The following is a 15,236-nucleotide window of genomic DNA, read 5'->3' on the forward strand; positions in this document are numbered from 1 at the left end:
GAGCGGCCACCGCCTCGTGCCCGGTGGCTCCCACGGGCCGTGGCACGCTCCGACCGAGTGGCAGAGGAGAAGCGGCGTATGGGTGGAACCGACGTCTCCCGGCCTGGCCGGGGCCGGCCCGTGGCCGGTGCCGGCGCGTCGCCCACCGGTCTGCTCGATCTGCTGAGCGTCGCCGCGGTGGTGCTGGACACGAACGGGCGCGTGGTCTTCTGGAGCCCCCAGGCGGAGGAGCTGTTCGGTTACACCGCGGACGAGGCACTGGGCCGGTTCGCGGCCCGGCTGCTGGTCCACGAGGAGCACTGGGACGAGGTCATCACGCTGTTCGCCGAGGTCATGGAGTCCGGCACCGACTGGGCCGGGGCCTTCCCGATCCGGCACAAGGACGGCAGCACGCGCCTGGTGGAGTTCCGCAACATGCGCCTGCTCGACGACCTCGGCGACATCTACGCCCTGGGCCTGGCCGTGGACCAGTCGACCGTGGTGCGGGTCGAGCGGGGCGTCGCCCTCTCCGCACGCCTGGTCACCCAGTCCCCGATCGGCCTGGCCATCCTCGACCCCGATCTGCGCTACCTGACCGTGAACCCCGCCCTCGAACGCATGCACGGCCTGTCCGCCGCCGAACATCTCGGCCGACGGGTCCGCGACGTCCTGACCTTCCTGGACACCGAGGCCATCGAGAGCCGTCTGCGCCACGTGCTGGAGACCGGGGAACCGGTGACCGACCACTACGTCGTCGGCCGCCCCACCGCCGATCCGCACCGGGAGCACGCCTGGTCGGCGTCGTACCACCGGCTGGAGGACGCCACGGGCCGGGTGCTCGGCGTGGCCACGTCCGTCGTCGACATCACCGAGCGGCACGAGGCGACCACCGCCGCGACCCGCGCCCGGAACCAGCTGGCCGTGATCGCGCACGCCTCCGCCTCCATCGGTACGACCCTCGACGTGAAGCAGACGGCGCACGAGCTGGCCGGGGTCGTCGTACCGGACCTGGCCGACATCGCCTCCGTCCACGTACTCGACAACGTCCTGCGCGGACGTGCCTCGTCCGTCACCGGCCCCGCCCGCTTCCGGGTCGTGGCCACCGCGGCGGCCCACGCCTGCGAAGCCGCGCACGCGGCCGAACCGCCCGGAAGGGTCGCCACCTACGACAGCGACCGTCCGCTCACCCAGTGCGTGCGCACCCGCCGGCCCGTACTGGTGGCCGAGACCACCCGCCAGGACCTGCGGAACATCGCCCGCACCAGCGAGGCCGCCACCCTCCTGGAGACGACCGGAGTGCACTCCTACCTCGCGGTGCCGCTCCTGGCCCGCGGAGAGGTCCTCGGAGCGCTGAGCCTCGCGCGCGCGGGCACCCCCGCGCCCTTCGACGAAGACGACACGCTGCTCGCCTGCGAGCTGGCCGGCCGCGCCGCGACCTGCATCGACAACGCGCGCTGGTACCAGAGCGCCCGCGACACCGCCCTCACCCTCCAGCGCCGCCTGCTCCCGCAGCTCCCGGCCCGCCTGCCCGGTCTGACGATCGCCTGCCGCTACCTGCCGGCCGGAGCCGTCAGCGAGATCGGCGGTGACTGGTTCGACGCCATGCGCCTCCAGGGGGACAGGACCGCGCTGGTCGTCGGGGACGTGATGGGCAGCGGCATCAACGCCGCCGCCAGCATGGGGCAACTGCGCAGCGCCACCCGCGCGTTCGCCGGGCTCGACCTCGACCCGGCGGAGGTGCTCCGGCAGCTCGACCGCCTCACCGAGGACGTCGAGCACACCATCGCCACCTGCGCCTACTGCCAGTACGACCCCGAGCGCGGCCAGTGCCGCATCAGCCTCGCCGGTCATCTGCCCCCGGCCCTCGTCCGGGCGGGCCGGCCGGCGCAGCTCCTCGACCTTCCGTCCGGTGTGCCGCTGGGCGTCGGCGGCACGGCCTTCGAGACGACGGCGTTCGACTTCCGCCCCGGTGATCAGCTCGCCCTCTACACCGATGGACTGGTCGAAACCCGCTCCGATCCGATCGACGCCCGTCTCGACACCCTTCTCGACGCCCTGACCGCCACAGCCGGCCAGGATCTCGGAGAGACCTGCGACCGCGTCCTGGAGAGGCTCCGGCCGCCGGGGGGCGACGACGACGTGGCTCTGCTCGTGGCCCGCGCGGAGGGCTGACCCCCGGCACGGGAGACGCGCCCGTGCGCTGTCGCCCGGCTCGGCGCCGGTACAGACCGACGAGGCGCCGGCCGGCTGGTCGGCCCGCACACCGGGGAGGTGCCCGTACCGTCAGCCCGCCCACTCCAGCAGGCGCTCGCCGGCCTCCGGTGCGCGCAGCCGGCCGAGGGACTCCTTCTCAAGCTGGCGGACGCGCTCCCGGGTGAGTCCCACCTGGTCGGCCACCTGCTGCAACGTTCGGGACTGCCCGTCGTGCAACCCGTACCGCAGACTGAGGATCATGGCCTCACGGGGTGCCAGCGTGCCCAGGGCGTCCCTCAGCTCCTCGGCGAGCGCCCGGTACTCGGCCACCTCCGGAGCCTGGAGCACGTCGGCGGCGGGGATGAGATCGCCGACCACGGTCTCGCCGGTGTCGTCCACGGGCGTGTCGAGACTGAGGGTCTGCCGCCCGACTCGGCGCAGCCAGGCGACGCGCCCCTCGCCGAATCCGCTCTCCCGGGCGACCTCGTCGTCCGTCGGCTCATGGCCGAGGCGCAGGTACAACCGCCGCTCGGCCTTCGCGAGCTTCTGGAGCTCCTCCACGACGTGCATGGGCAGCCGTACGGTACGGGCGTGCTGGGCCAGGCCCCGTTCGATCGCCTGGCGGATCCACCAGGTGGCGTACGTGGAGAACTTGAACCCCTTGGTGTGGTCGAACTTCTCCACGGCCCGGATGAGCCCGAGGTTGCCCTCCTGGATCACGTCGAGCAGGGGCACGCCCCGGTGCGCGTGCCGCTTGGCGATCGACACCACGAGCCGCAGGTTGGCCCGGATCATGCGGTCCTTGGCGTGCAACCCCTCCCGTACGGCCGCGTCCAGCTCCCGGCGCCGCTGCGGAGCGAGGCCGCTCTCGCCGGCCTCGGCCCGTTCCAGTTCCGCCGTGGCGTGCACACCGGCCTCGATGCGCCGGGCCAGCCGCACCTCGTCCTCGGCGGTGAGCAGTGGGGTCGCGGCGATCTGGGCCAGGTACTGGCCCAGCAGATCGGGTTCGTCCCCGGTCTCCGGCACCCTGCTCCGCGGACGTGCGGAGCGGGCGGCGGCACGGCGGCGCTCTCGGGGATCCGCCGCCGCGGATCGTGCCGGCGCAGGCATGGTTCCGGCCCTCCGACTCTGTCGCTCGCTTTGCGCTCTTCTCGACTTCCGACGGGGTGCCGGGTACCCGGGCGGGAGGCCATGACACAGAGGGCCAGGCGGTGGCCGGCCCACCGCCGGGCGACAGCGGCGTTTCGGCCAACCGCGTCCCCGGCGCTTCGCTTGCCGGACAAGGGTGCGTGCACCCCACAGGTTCCGGGACCCGCTCCGTACGGCGGTTCGCGGTCCGTCCGAAATACGTGTGTTCGATATCGCGGCCCGGTCGTTGAACCCGACGACACGACCGGACGACCGCCGAGGGGGACCGCGGTGACCCGCAGCCTCCACACCGGCGGGGCAACACCCCGCGACGCGGCACACGACGACCAGCCGTCCGGGACCGGGGGAAAGGAGATGCCGTGAGCCGTGTCTGGCTCCCGCCAGAGGAGTACGCCGAGCAATTGATGAAGGCGACCGGATTCGCCTGCGTCCACTTCACCGACGAGCGGGACCGGCCCGTCCAGCTCCACTCCCTGTACAGCCCCGCGCACCCGTGGCACATGCCCGGCGGCACGATGGAGCCCGGTGAGCGGCCCTGGGAGACGGCGGTGCGGGAGTGCCACGAGGAAACCGGCATCACGGTGTCCGGCCCGCCGCGGCTGCTGGCCGCGGTCTACGGACTGCCCGGCGAGGAATGGCCGTACAGCACCATGGGCCTGATCTTCGACGGGGGCCGGCTGAGCGACGCGCAGATCCAGGGCATCACGCTCGACCCCGAGGAGCACGACGAGTTCCGCGTGCTGCCGCTGGAGGCGTGGGGCCCGCTGATGCCGGCCCAGGACTTCGCCCGGCTGAACGCCGTGACGAAGGCCCGCCGCACGGGCGTGGCCGAGTACTTCGACACCTGGGACTGGGGGGAGGCGTGAGCGGGGAGTCCGGGCGACGGCCGGACGCACGGACGGCAGCCGTGCCGGCCGGTCTGCTCGCCGTCTTCGCCCACCCGGACGACGAAGCCCTCCTCGCCGGCGGTCTGCTGGCCCGGCATGCCGCCACGGGCGCCCGTACCGCCGTCGTCACGGCCACATGGGCGCCAAGCAGTCCCCGGGCGGGCGAACTCGCGGACTCGCTGGCGGCCCTGGGTGTCCGGGAGCCGCCACGGATGCTCGGTCATGCCGACCACCGGGTCCCCGCGTCCGCTCCCGGCCGGTCCCGGTGGTGCGATGTGCCGCTCGACGAGGCCGTGGGCAGCCTCGTCGCCCACATCAGGGCGGTCCGGCCCGAGACCGTCGTCACCCACGACGCCTACGGGCAGCTGACCGGGCACCCCGATCACCGGCACACGCACCGGACGGTCATGCTCGCGGTGACCGCCGCCGGGCTCGGGCACCTGTACCCCGAGGCGGGTGAGCCGTGGCAGCCCCGGGTCGTCCGGCTGGCGACCCATCCCCACTCGGCCGTGGCCGAGCTGGGCGAACTCCTGGGACAGGTCGGCAAGTCGGCGCTGAGCGTGCCGGACGCGCATGTCACCGACACCGTGGACGTCCGGCCGTGGAGCGGCCCGAAGTGGGCCGCGATCCTGGCGCACCGCAGCCAGGCGGAGGGAGAGCGCGCGCTGCCCGCGATCCTCTCCCGGCTTCCGGAGGAGACCCGGAACCGCCTGCTCGGCACCGAGTACTACACCCGCGTCACCCTCGGTCCGGCCGTCCCGTGAGCGCGGTGAAGCGGTCCACGTCGATGTTGCCGCCGGACGCGATGACGCCGATCCGCCGGGGCGGGTCGCCGACGCGACCGGCCAGCAGGGCGGCCAGGGGTGTCGCGCCGCTCGGCTCCAGGACGATCTTCAGGCGTTCGAAGGCGAAGCGCATCGCGGTGACGATCTCGGCGTCGCTGACCAGGGCGATGGCGTCGACCAGGCGCTGGTTGAGGGGGAAGGTGATCTCGCCCGGCGTGTCCAGGGCCTGTCCGTCGGCGATGGTGCGCGGGACCGGGACGGTGACCCGTGTGCCGGCCTCCAGGGAGCGCTTGGTGTCGTCGCCGGCCTCCGGCTCGACGCCGATGACGCGGATGCCCGGGTGCAGCGCCGTGGCGGCGGTGGCGCTGCCGGCGATGAGGCCGCCACCGCCCACGGGCACGAGGAGGGCGTCCAACGGGCCGGTCTCCTCAAGGAGTTCCAGCGCGGCGGTGCCCTGGCCGGCGATGACGTGGGGGTGGTCGTAGGGCGGGATCAGGGCGAGACCGCGGTCCTCGGCCAGGGCGTGGCCGAGCGCGGTGCGGTCCTGGGTGTAACGGTCGTAGGTGACGACCTCCGCCCCGTATCCGGCGGTCGCCTCCCGCTTGGAGCGGGGAGCGTCCTCGGGCATCAGGATGACGGCGGTGGTGCCCAGTTCCCGGGCGGCCAGCGCGACGGCCTGGGCGTGGTTGCCGGAGGAGTAGGCCGCGATGCCCTTCGCCAACTGGTCCGGGGGCAGCTGGGCGGCGGCGTTGTAGGCGCCGCGGAACTTGAAGGCGCCGATCCGCTGGAAGTTCTCCGCCTTGATGAACACCTCCGCTCCGACCAGGGAGTTCAGCGTGCGGGAGGTGAGGACCGGGGTGCGGTGGGCGATGCCGTCGAGGCGGGTGGCGGCCTCGCGGACATCGGCGAACGTGACGGTCGGTGCGGCGGCGGCCATGGGCGTCCTCGAAGTGTCCTTGACGGGCGGGGAGATGGGGGAGGTGTGCGGGGGGAGACGGATGGCGGGCGGGGTCACCAGCCGGTGACGCGCGGCCAGTACGCCTCGATCCCGGGCGTGGGCGCTTGCGGGCCGCCGGAGCCGTCGATGACGTGGTAGCCCTGGTGCTGGGCGGCGGTGGCGCAGGCGTGGTTGGGCAGGACCCGCAGGCGGGTGCCGATGGGCAGGTCGGGCAGGGCGGCGCCGTCGCGGGCGGTGAGGGTGCCGTGTTCCTGGCTGGCGGCGGTCATGACCAGGTCCGGGATCAGCGTGCCGGACAGGTCGGTGACCAGGCCGTAGCCCTGGTCCTGCGGCTGGACGGCGGTGCCGCGGTCGCGCGACATGGCCATCCAGCCGCCGTCGGTGACGATCCATCCGTACTCGGGACGGTGGCCGATGACGGTGACCACGACGGACAGGGCGAGGTCGTCCAGGTCGCAGACGCCGAGGCCGGCCATCACCAGGTCGAAGAAGGCGTAGTTGCCGGCGCGGAGTTCGGTGACTCCGCTCAGGTCCTCCGCGGCATGGGCGGTGGGGGTGGAGCCCACGCTGACGGTGGGCACGGGCAGACCGGCCGCGCGGAGCCGGTCGGCCGCGGCGACCGCGGCGTCGCGTTCGTTCCGCGCGGCCTGGCGCTGTTCCCCGGCGGTGTAGCAGAAGTACGACTCGCCCGCGTGGGTCAGTACGCCGTCCAGGCAGCCCGCGTCGTGCAGGATCCCGGCGATGCCGGTGAGTCCCGGGGCGTCGGGCCTGAGGCCGCCGCGGTGGCCGTCGCAGTCGATCTCGATCTGGGCGGGAAGGGCGATGCCGGCCTCCCGTGCGGTCGCGGCGACGAACGTCGCCTGCTCGGTGCTGTCCAGCAGGACGCGCAGGGTGACACCGCGGCGCAACAGGGCGATGACGCGCGGGAGTTTGTGCGGCTCGATGCCGACGGCGTAGGTGATGTCGCGATATCCGGCGTCGGCGAACGCCTCGGCCTCGGCGAGCGTGGAGACGGTGACGGGGCCGGGGGTGCCGTCGTGCAGGAGGGCGGCGGCGCCCAGGCTCTTGGCCGTCTTCACATGGGGGCGCAGCGCGACCCCGAGGCGGTCCGCCCGTGCCCGCAGGCGGGCGGCGTTGCGCCGAACCCGGTGCACGTCGACCACGGCGAACGGGGTGTCGGGGTCCGCCAGGCTCCTGGCGGCGGGGGAGAGTTGGGCGGGGGAGGACGGAGCGGGGACGGGCCCGGTCGTCATGGGCAGGTGACCTCTCACTTCGCGTAGTTGTAGACCGTGGCCCGGGACACGCCGAGCAGGTCCGCGATGGTCTGAGCGGCGTCGCGCGAGTCGAAGTAGCCGTCTCGTTGCAGCTGTCGTACGAGGGCCTTCTTGTCCTCCCGGCTCAGCGAGCGGGGTGTGGCGGCACGCTCGGCGGCCCGGGTTTCCACCGCCTGGCGCAGTTCGCGCGCGGTGCGGTCCCGCAGGGTCTCCAGGGGCCGGTCGCGGTGCTCGGTGTCCGTGGCCACGAGGTTGGACAAGGCCAGGGTGACCGGGGACAGGACCGACACGTCCAGGTTCAGGCACAGGGCCGCGATGTACTCGCCGGCGGCGTTCTTGATGCCGATGGAGGTGCTCTTCGCCGGGCGGCCGTCGGGGAACTGGTTGGGATAGTTCTGGATGACGCTGGGGTACTGCGGATCGGCGATGCGGGCCAGGCCCAACTCGGTCGCCGAATCACCCACCTGACGGCCCGACAGGTTGTTCTCGATCGCGCGGATCGCGTGGTCCGGATGCCGCAGGTCGTGCAGCACCACCTCGCACAGGCCGGGGAACATGCGGCCCAGCGCGACAGCGATCTTCTCGGCCTCCCGGATGAGATGCTCGTCCGCGCCGTCCCGGTCCGCGCTCCCCTCGCCCACGCCCCCCTGGGTCACGCCATCCTCCATAGACTCTCTGTCCATCTCTGGATTGTGAGTCTAAGGAGAGGGATGTGCCGGGTCAACAGCGATCACTCGTGATCGGATGAGGGGGCCGAGGACGGCACCTGCTTCCAATCCACCGAGGGGGACACATGACCGACCGGTCCAGCGCGGCACACCGGTTGTGGCTGCGCGGCTTCCACCAGGCGGCACCGGGCGCGCCCAGGCTGCTCTGCCTGCCGCACGCCGGCGGCTCCGCGAGCTTCTACTTCCCCGTCTCCACGGCGCTGTCGCCCACGGTCGACGTGCTCGCGGCGCAGTACCCCGGCCGTCAGGACCGCCTCGCGGAAACCCCGGCGGAGTCGGTCCAGGAACTCGCCCAAGGGGTGTTCCAGGCCCTGGGCGAGGGTGACGGCACACCCCTCGCGCTGTTCGGGCACAGCATGGGCGCCCTGGTCGGCTTCGAGCTGGCCCGGCTCCTGGAGTCCGCCGGGCGGCCTCCCGCGGTGGTCTTCCTCTCCGGCCGCAGGGGTCCGTCCGTCCACCGGGACGAGACCGTCCACAAGGGCGGCGACGCACGGCTGATCGAGGAGGTCGGCAAGCTCGACGGCACCGACGCCGCCCTGTTCCAGGACAAGGCGCTGCTGGAGATGATCCTGCCCGCGCTGCGCGCCGACTACCGCGCGGTGGAGACCTACCGGCGTGCCCCGGGGCCGCGGTTGAACTGCCCCTTCGTCGTGCTGACCGGCGACGCCGATCCCCGTGTGACCCCGGAGGAGGCCCGGACCTGGGACCAGGAGACCGACGGCCCGTTCGAGCTGCACGTGTACCCCGGCGGCCACTTCTACCTCGCGGCGCAGGAGCAGGCCGTGGTGGCCCGGATCGAGGCGACGCTGCGGCGACTCGGTCCCGGCACCGGAGCGGTGGCCTGAGCCCGCGGCCGTAGGCACCGAGCAGCGCGGGGCGGCACCGGTGGACCGGTGCCGCCCCGCGGGGGTGTGCGTCAGCCGAGAACCTTGGCGGACTCGATGACCACGGACTCGGTGGGGACGTCCTGGTGGCCATGGCGGCTGCCCGTCTTGACCGCCTTGATGGAGTCGACGACGTCCCGGCCCTCGGTGACCTTGCCGAACACGGCGTAGCCCCAGCCGGACGGGCTCTTCGCCGAGTAGTTGAGGAAGGCATTGTCCGAAACATTGATGAAGAACTGGGCCGTAGCGGAATGCGGGTCGTTCGTCCGCGCCATCGCCACGGTGTAGTTGTCGTTCTTCAGCCCGTTGTCGGCCTCATTCTGAATAGGCGCCTGGGTGGGCTTCTGGTCCATGTCCGGAGTGAAACCGCCGCCCTGGATCATAAAGCCGCTGATTACCCGGTGGAAAATCGTGCCGTCGTAGTGGCCGCCGCGCACGTACGACAGGAAGTTCTCGACGGTCTTGGGCGCCTCGGCGTCGTTCAGTTCCAGAACGATACGGCCGAAGTTGGTGTTCAGCTCGACTGTCGACATCGGAAATCTCCTTATTCCGGTGGGCCTGCCCACGCCTACGCTACGGAATATACGACCACGGGGCACACGGACCGGCGCCGCGGCACCCCGTGGTGCGCACGGCCATCCGTCCGGGCCATGTCCTCACGACAGCCGGGGCGCGTCGTCGGGGACCGGGGGCAGGGCCAGATGGGCCAGATCGGCCGGCCGTGGACTCGTCACCGGCCACAGCGGAGCGGCCTCCCCGTCGGCGAGCGCGGCCGGCGCGTCGGTGAGGTTCATGCGCTGGCGCAGCCGGCCGTAGAAGTCCATCGGACCGAGCCGGACCGCCTTGAGCCGGCGCGGAGCGGCGTACACGCCGATCCAGTCGCCGGGGCTCAGCACCCCGCGCAACTGGCCGTCGATGCTGACCGCGGCCTGGCCCGAGCGCTCCAGCACCCGCAGCGCGATGGGCTCGTCCGGTGCGGCCACCACCGAACGGTTGAACACCATGTGCGGCGCGACCGGCGTGAACACCAGGGCGTCCGCGCGCGGCGAGACCACCGGACCGCCCGCGGCGAAGCTGTACGCCGTGGACCCGGTGGGCGTGGCCACCAGCAGGGCGTCGGCCGAGTAGGAGGCGAGCAGCCGGCCCGCCAGATAGACCCCGACCGACACCTGACGGTCCCGGGCCAGCTTCTCCAGGACCACGTCGTTCAGCGCGGTGACGTTCAGGGCGACGCCCCAGTCGTTGCCGGCCTCGCACTCCCCGCGCACCTGCGGCGGGGGCAGCAGCGGCCCCCGCCCGTACCGCAGCAGCGTCTCCATCTGCGCGGGGACCTCCAGCCGGCACGACGCCCGCATGGTGAGGAGCATCCGGCTCTCGACGGTGATCCGCTCCTCCCGTACGGCGTCCAGCGCCTCCCGCACGGCCGTGGCGGGGACCTCCGTGAGGAAGCCGACCCGGCCGAGGTCGACACCGAGCACCAGGGCGTCGTTCTCGGCCGCGAGCCGCGCACCGCGCAGGAACGTGCCGTCGCCGCCCAGGGTGACGATCAGGTCCGGATCGCCCGCGCTGTCGACCTCCTCGCGGGCGCTGTGCCGCGCGCCCTCCTGCCACACGTCGATGTCCGCGCATCCCACCGCGTGCTCGGCGCACCACGCGCGCACGGCCCGCGCGGCGGTCGCCGCCTCGGCGCGCCCGCCGTGCACGACCAGACCGACACGGTTCACCGTCATATCCGCACACCGCCTCCCAGCCGGTTCGTACCGAGCGCCATCCTCGGCGCGTACGCGCCGGCCCGCACGCCACGCCGACGGAGCCGGTCCCGCGACCGTCCGCGCGCATCCGGCACCGATCCTCTCCGTGTACCTCGTCCGCTCTCCGTGTACCTCCTCGTCTTTCCGCGTACCCGGCCTTCCGTGCACCACTTCGGCCCTTCGTGCACGTGTACCACATGTGTCACAGCGGACCCACCGGGAACCCGGTACCCCGGTGTCCGGTCCGTGCCGGTGCGCACCGGCGCCACGGCGGACGCCCCGACCACGTACCGCGGACAACCGGGGGAATCCCATGCGCGACCGACACAGCACCCGTGTCACCGCGGCGGCTCTGACCGCCATCGCCGCCACCCTGTCGCCGGTGGCCGCCCAGACGGCGAGCGCCCAGACCGCGAGCATCCGGACGGCGAGCGCCCGGTCGGCGAGCGCCACCTCGGCGGAGACGGCCCCGACCGGCACGGCCTCCGCTTCCGGGGCACCGGCCTGCACACCGGAGGCGTTGGAGGCGACGGCGTACCAGGCCGCCCGCCGGCCCCCGGGCGCGGGCACCGGAGCGGCGATCGTCGAGTTCACCAACGTCTCCGCGCGGGCGTGCGTGGTGCGGGGCCACCCGACGGTGGCCGTGGCCGGCAACGGCTCCCCGGAGCGCAACCTCCCGCTGAAAGTGACCCGCCAGGGCAGCGCGGCCCCGGTGCGGCTCGCTCCGGGCGGCAGGACATGGGTGAAGCTGACGTTCGTCCCGGTGCGGGGCGGGGCGGACGGGTACTGCGCCTCCGGCACCGCGCCCGCCATGTTCCCGAGCCTGGTGGTCGGGCTGCCCGGCGCGGGAAGGCACCAAGTGGCCCTCGTCGAAGGGGAGATCATCGAGTGCGACCACAAGGTCACGGTGACGGCGGTGTCGGCGACACGCCCCTCCTGAGCGCGCTCTCGTCCGCTCGCCGGCCGTACGGCCCTTCGTTCGCGTCGAGGAACGGCTCCAACAGGCGCAGCAGCGCGTCCGGGCGGTCCAGCGGGATGATGTGGCCGCAGTCCGGGATCACGTGTCCCGTCAACCGGTCGGCGTAGGGCCGCAGTTGGTGTTCCAGCGCGCGGCCCACCGGGTGGGCGCCGATGGTCAGCGCGGGCACGGTGAGGCGGGCACCGGCCACGGCCTCACGGATCTGCCGTGCGCCGGTGGGCAGGGCCCGGTACGCGCCGAACGCGCAACGCAGCGCCCCGGTCCCGGTGTACGCGCGGACGAACGCGGCACGGACGTCCGGCCGCACGCCCCGGCCGAGGGTGCCGCGGTCCAGGAACCAGCCGATGTACGCCTCCTCGCGGCCGGCGAGCACGGTCTCCGCCAGGCCGGGTTCCGCGTGGAAGCCGAACCACCATGGCGGACCGCCGGCGAGGAACTCCTCGGCGCCCGGGAGGTCGCCCAGCAAGGACTCCATCAGCACCAGCCGCCGTACCAGTCCGGGCCGCCGCATGGCCAGCAGGAAGGCGGGCGGGCTGCCCAGGTCGATGCCGACCACGGCGGCCGGACCGGCGTCGAGCGCCTCCAGCAGGCCCGCGGCGTCGGCGGCGAGGGTCCCGGCGTCATAACCCTCCGTGGGCCGGTCGCTGTCGCCGAACCCCCGCAGGTCCGGCGCGATCACCCGGTACCGGCGGGCCAGCGGGCCGATGACCTCGGTCCACAGCCGCCAGGTGTGCGGGAAGCCGTGCAGCAGCAGGACGGCCGGACCCTGACCGGCCGTGGCGACGGTGAGTCCGACGCCGTTGACGGTGACCCGGCGCAGCCGCACGCCGGGGGCGGGGGAGACGGTCATGAACGATCCCTTGAGTAACCGATGGTGACAAGGGAACGGTAGGTAACTACCCTGGGCCCCACCAGACCGCACTTTCCCGTCAGATGGTGAGCTTCAGGTGACCTCCCAGGCCAAGGGCGCGACCGCCCCGCGCGGTGACCTGTTCGACCCCGCGTGCCCGACCCGTCGGCTGCTCGACCGGATCGGTACGAAATGGACGTCGATGGCGGTGAAGGTGCTGGCGGAGGCGTCCCCCGGGGAGGTGCGCTTCGCCGAACTGCTGCGCCGGATGCCCGGCGTCTCCCAGAAGATGCTGTCGGTGACCCTGCGGAACCTGGTGCGGGACGGCCTGGTCGCGCGCAGGGTGGAACCCACCGTGCCGCCCGCCGTGCACTACCGCCTCACCGAACTCGGACTGTCCCTCGAAACCGTTCTCGCAGCCGTCCGGAACTGGGCCGAGGAGCACATGGCCGAGGTCGACCGGGCGAACGAGCTGACCGGCCGTCAGGACGCCTGCACCGGGCCCGGGTCCGCCACGGTGTGATCTCCTCCCTTGCGGCCGTCGCGCCGGTCCTGTGAGTCTCCCGTCGAACGATTTTCCGAAGAACTGTTATCGGCACCCGCACCGAGCGGTCTCCCAGGTAACGGACAGCATCGTTCGGCGTCGAGGACAGGGGAGCTCTGATGAGGACACAGCACACGGTGGATCCGGCGGCACTGGTGAACGCCGCCCGAGCGGGGGACCCGGCGGCCCAGGACGCCCTGGTCGGCGCCTACCTCCCGCTGGTGTACAACATCGTGGGGCGGGCCCTGAACGGTTCGGTCGACGTCGACGACGTGGTCCAGGAGACCATGCTCCGGGCCCTCGGCTCGCTCGGCGACCTGCGGACCCCGGAGAGCTTCCGCTCCTGGCTCGTGGCCATCGCGATGAACCGGGTCCGGGCGCACTGGCAGGACCGCCGACTCGCCCCGGACGCCGTGGAGGAGAGCGGCGACGTCGCCGACCCCGGCGCCGACTTCGTGGACCTGACCATCGTCCGGCTCCAGCTCTCCGGCCAGCGCCAGGAGACCGCGCGCGCCACGCGCTGGCTGGAGCCGGACGACCGGGAGGTGCTCTCGCTGTGGTGGCTGGAGTGCGCCGGTGAGCTGACCCGGGCGGAGGTCGCCGCGGCCCTCGGGGTGTCGCCGCAGCACACGGCGGTACGGGTGCAGCGGATGAAGGCGCGGCTGGAGGCGGCCCGGGTGGTGGTACGGGCGCTGGACACGCGGCCCGCCTGCGAGGAGCTGCGCGCCGTGCTGGCCCCCTGGGAGGGCCTGCCCTCCGCCCTGTGGCGCAAGCGAATAGCCCGGCACGCCCGCGCGTGCCCGCGCTGCGGCGGCCTGTGGAGCGGCCTGCTGCCGGCGGAGGGGCTGCTGGCCGGGCTGGCGCTGGTCGCGGTGTCGTCAGCCCTCCTCGCGACGACACGCTCGGCGACGGCCACCCTGACCGTAGGAGCCGCTCCTCAGCTGACCCACCTGGGCCCGGACACGAACGCGGGTGCCGGCGGGCCGGGTTACGGCACCGCCGGGTCGGACGGGGGCGCGACCGGCGGGGATCACGGGGCGACGGGACCGGACCATGGCGCCGTCGGGGCCGGCCAGGGCGCCGTGGGTTCGGACCAGGGTGCCGTCGGGCCGGGTGACGGGGTCTTCGGGCCGGGTGACGGGGCCGTCGGGTTGGGTCACGGGACCTTCGGGTCGGACCACAACACCTTTGGGGCGGATCACGGGGCCTTCGGGTCGGGTCACGGGACCTCCGGGTCCGACCACGGGACCTTCGGGTCCGACCACGGCACCTTTGGGGCGGATCACGGGACCTTCGGCTCGGGGCACGGGACCGCAGGGTCGGAAGGGGCGACCGCCACCGGGTCGGCTCACGCGGCCTCCGGATCGAATCCGGGCAGCCCTGACTCGTATATGGGCAGCGCTGAGTCGGAGCCGGGCGCGGCCCAGGCGGACGCCGGCAGCGCCGGAGCAGGAGTCGGCGGCAGCGAACCCGCGGCCCCCGTCGGCCTCCGGGCGGCCTCTCGCCGTCGTACGACCGGGCGCGGCGAGGCGCGGCGACGGCGGCGGGTCCGGCGCCGGGCCGTCGGGGGTGCCGTGGTGGCGGCCTGTGTGGCCGGCGGCGGCCTCTGGTACTTCGGCACCGACTCAGGACCGGCGGAGACCAGGGAGGCGACCGCCGCGCGGACCGCCGGTGCCCCCGTCGTGGACCTCGCGGAACCCAGCGCCGTCGAGACCTCCTCGTCGCCCTCGGCGTCGCCGTCCCCGTCCCCCACGACGAAGAAGCCGGGCGCGTCCAAGAGCCCCCGCCCCACGCGGAAGAGCGCCACTCCCCGGGCCGAGCCGGCCGCGCCCACGACTCCGCGCGCCTCCCGTACCCCGCAGGCGCAGCCGGCGCCCACCGGCACGGTGGCCCAGGTGGTCGCGCTGGTGAACAAGGAACGCGCCGCCGCCGGATGCGGACCGGTCACCGAGGACCCGCAACTGGACAAGGCCGCCCAGGGCCACTCCGACGACATGGCCGCCCGCGGCTTCTTCGACCACACCGACCCGGACGGCGACGGCCCCGGCGAGCGCATCACCGCTGCGGGCTACCGCTGGTCCACGTACGGCGAGAACATCGCGAAGGGCCAGCAGACCCCGCAGGCGGTGATGGACTCCTGGATGAACAGCCCCGGCCACCGCGCCAACATCCTGAACTGCGCGTTCAAGGACATCGGCGTGGGCGCCCACGACGGCTCGGGCGGCCCCTGGTGGACCCAGGCCTTCGGCGCCGAGCTCTGAGCCCCGGTCAGCGG

14 protein-coding genes are annotated in these 15,236 nt (G+C 73.4%); 7 read left to right on the top strand and 7 right to left on the bottom strand.

The genetic code is table 11. From position 1 onward, the window contains the following. The first annotated feature begins 78 nt into the window (after positions 1–78). A complete protein-coding gene (locus tag IE294_RS15320) occupies positions 79–2,151 on the top strand; it encodes a SpoIIE family protein phosphatase (protein WP_189886267.1) in 2,073 nt (690 codons plus the stop codon). Positions 2,152–2,262: 111 nt separating this feature from the next. Here IE294_RS15320 and IE294_RS15325 read toward each other — a convergent pair whose 3' ends face one another. Beyond that, a complete protein-coding gene (locus IE294_RS15325; protein WP_189886269.1) occupies positions 2,263–3,282 on the bottom strand; it encodes a sigma-70 family RNA polymerase sigma factor in 1,020 nt (339 codons plus the stop codon). Positions 3,283–3,680: 398 nt separating this feature from the next. On the opposite strand from IE294_RS15325, the gene IE294_RS15330 reads away from it, so the two are divergent. Next, the gene (locus IE294_RS15330; RefSeq protein ID WP_189886271.1) at positions 3,681–4,187 is read left to right on the top strand and encodes an NUDIX domain-containing protein; all 507 of its coding nucleotides are present in this window, start codon (positions 3,681–3,683) and stop codon (positions 4,185–4,187) included. Positions 4,188–4,228: 41 nt separating this feature from the next. Continuing rightward, positions 4,229–4,972, top strand: coding sequence for a PIG-L deacetylase family protein (locus IE294_RS15335; protein ID WP_189886690.1), 744 nt, complete (start codon positions 4,229–4,231; stop codon positions 4,970–4,972). Here IE294_RS15335 and IE294_RS15340 read toward each other — a convergent pair. The 3 genes from IE294_RS15340 to IE294_RS15350 form a co-directional block, all read right to left on the bottom strand. Beyond that, a complete protein-coding gene (locus tag IE294_RS15340) occupies positions 4,947–5,930 on the bottom strand; it encodes a threo-3-hydroxy-L-aspartate ammonia-lyase (RefSeq protein ID WP_189886273.1) in 984 nt (327 codons plus the stop codon). The genes IE294_RS15335 and IE294_RS15340 overlap by 26 nt on opposite strands. A gap of 74 nt (positions 5,931–6,004) precedes the next feature. Next, positions 6,005–7,204 carry an alanine racemase gene (locus tag IE294_RS15345; protein WP_189886275.1) on the bottom strand — a complete coding sequence of 400 codons (1,200 nt, stop codon included), beginning with the start codon at positions 7,202–7,204 and terminating at the stop codon, positions 6,005–6,007. A gap of 14 nt (positions 7,205–7,218) precedes the next feature. Next, the gene (locus IE294_RS15350; RefSeq protein ID WP_189886692.1) at positions 7,219–7,893 is read right to left on the bottom strand and encodes a helix-turn-helix transcriptional regulator; all 675 of its coding nucleotides are present in this window, start codon (positions 7,891–7,893) and stop codon (positions 7,219–7,221) included. Positions 7,894–8,018: 125 nt separating this feature from the next. On the opposite strand from IE294_RS15350, the gene IE294_RS15355 reads away from it, so the two are divergent. Next, complete coding sequence (locus IE294_RS15355; RefSeq protein ID WP_306433449.1) at positions 8,019–8,798, top strand: thioesterase II family protein; 780 nt, start codon at positions 8,019–8,021, stop codon at positions 8,796–8,798. A 71-nt stretch (positions 8,799–8,869) separates the two neighbouring features. Here IE294_RS15355 and IE294_RS15360 read toward each other — a convergent pair whose 3' ends face one another. Together IE294_RS15360 and IE294_RS15365 are read right to left on the bottom strand one after the other, a co-directional pair. Next, positions 8,870–9,370: a peptidylprolyl isomerase gene (locus IE294_RS15360; protein ID WP_189886277.1), complete on the bottom strand. Its 501-nt coding sequence runs from the start codon at positions 9,368–9,370 to the stop codon at positions 8,870–8,872. 123 nt (positions 9,371–9,493) lie between these two features. Continuing rightward, entirely contained in the window at positions 9,494–10,567 is a 1,074-nt protein-coding gene (locus tag IE294_RS15365) for an NAD(+)/NADH kinase (RefSeq protein WP_189886279.1), read from the bottom strand. Positions 10,568–10,901: 334 nt separating this feature from the next. Between IE294_RS15365 and IE294_RS15370 the strand changes: the two genes are divergently transcribed. Next, positions 10,902–11,528, top strand: coding sequence for a DUF4232 domain-containing protein (locus IE294_RS15370; RefSeq protein WP_189886281.1), 627 nt, complete (start codon positions 10,902–10,904; stop codon positions 11,526–11,528). Here IE294_RS15370 and IE294_RS15375 read toward each other — a convergent pair. Further along, positions 11,491–12,417 (bottom strand): alpha/beta fold hydrolase, encoded by a 927-nt coding sequence (locus IE294_RS15375; RefSeq protein ID WP_189886283.1) that lies wholly within the window; start codon positions 12,415–12,417, stop codon positions 11,491–11,493. The two genes, IE294_RS15370 and IE294_RS15375, sit on opposite strands and share 38 nt — an antisense overlap. 97 nt (positions 12,418–12,514) lie before the next feature. On the opposite strand from IE294_RS15375, the gene IE294_RS15380 reads away from it, so the two are divergent. Together IE294_RS15380 and IE294_RS15385 are read left to right on the top strand one after the other, a co-directional pair. After that, on the top strand, positions 12,515–12,940 hold the full coding sequence (locus IE294_RS15380; protein WP_189886285.1) for a winged helix-turn-helix transcriptional regulator: 426 nt from the start codon (positions 12,515–12,517) through the stop codon (positions 12,938–12,940). A 140-nt stretch (positions 12,941–13,080) separates the two neighbouring features. Then, positions 13,081–15,222, top strand: a complete 2,142-nt coding sequence (locus tag IE294_RS15385; RefSeq protein WP_189886287.1) for a sigma-70 family RNA polymerase sigma factor — start codon at positions 13,081–13,083, stop codon at positions 15,220–15,222. Positions 15,223–15,236: the final 14 nt, after the last annotated feature.

Origin of the sequence: Streptomyces canarius, from assembly GCF_014650735.1 — a bacterium.
In the GTDB taxonomy this organism is placed as follows: Bacteria; Actinomycetota; Actinomycetes; order Streptomycetales; family Streptomycetaceae; genus Streptomyces; species Streptomyces olivaceoviridis.

Excerpts from the sequence above, each read along its gene's own strand:
- IE294_RS15365 (WP_189886279.1), bottom strand. The coding sequence starts at position 10,567 with ATGACGGTGAACCGTGTCGGTCTGGTCGTGCACGGCGGGCGCGCCGAG.
- IE294_RS15340 (WP_189886273.1), bottom strand. The coding sequence starts at position 5,930 with ATGGCCGCCGCCGCACCGACCGTCACGTTCGCCGATGTCCGCGAGGCC.
- IE294_RS15370 (WP_189886281.1), top strand. The coding sequence starts at position 10,902 with ATGCGCGACCGACACAGCACCCGTGTCACCGCGGCGGCTCTGACCGCC.
- IE294_RS15375 (WP_189886283.1), bottom strand. The coding sequence starts at position 12,417 with ATGACCGTCTCCCCCGCCCCCGGCGTGCGGCTGCGCCGGGTCACCGTC.
- IE294_RS15355 (WP_306433449.1), top strand. The coding sequence starts at position 8,019 with ATGACCGACCGGTCCAGCGCGGCACACCGGTTGTGGCTGCGCGGCTTC.
- IE294_RS15345 (WP_189886275.1), bottom strand. The coding sequence starts at position 7,204 with ATGACGACCGGGCCCGTCCCCGCTCCGTCCTCCCCCGCCCAACTCTCC.
- IE294_RS15360 (WP_189886277.1), bottom strand. The coding sequence starts at position 9,370 with ATGTCGACAGTCGAGCTGAACACCAACTTCGGCCGTATCGTTCTGGAA.
- IE294_RS15385 (WP_189886287.1), top strand. The coding sequence starts at position 13,081 with ATGAGGACACAGCACACGGTGGATCCGGCGGCACTGGTGAACGCCGCC.
- IE294_RS15350 (WP_189886692.1), bottom strand. The coding sequence starts at position 7,893 with ATGGAGGATGGCGTGACCCAGGGGGGCGTGGGCGAGGGGAGCGCGGAC.
- IE294_RS15325 (WP_189886269.1), bottom strand. The coding sequence starts at position 3,282 with ATGCCTGCGCCGGCACGATCCGCGGCGGCGGATCCCCGAGAGCGCCGC.
- IE294_RS15320 (WP_189886267.1), top strand. The coding sequence starts at position 79 with ATGGGTGGAACCGACGTCTCCCGGCCTGGCCGGGGCCGGCCCGTGGCC.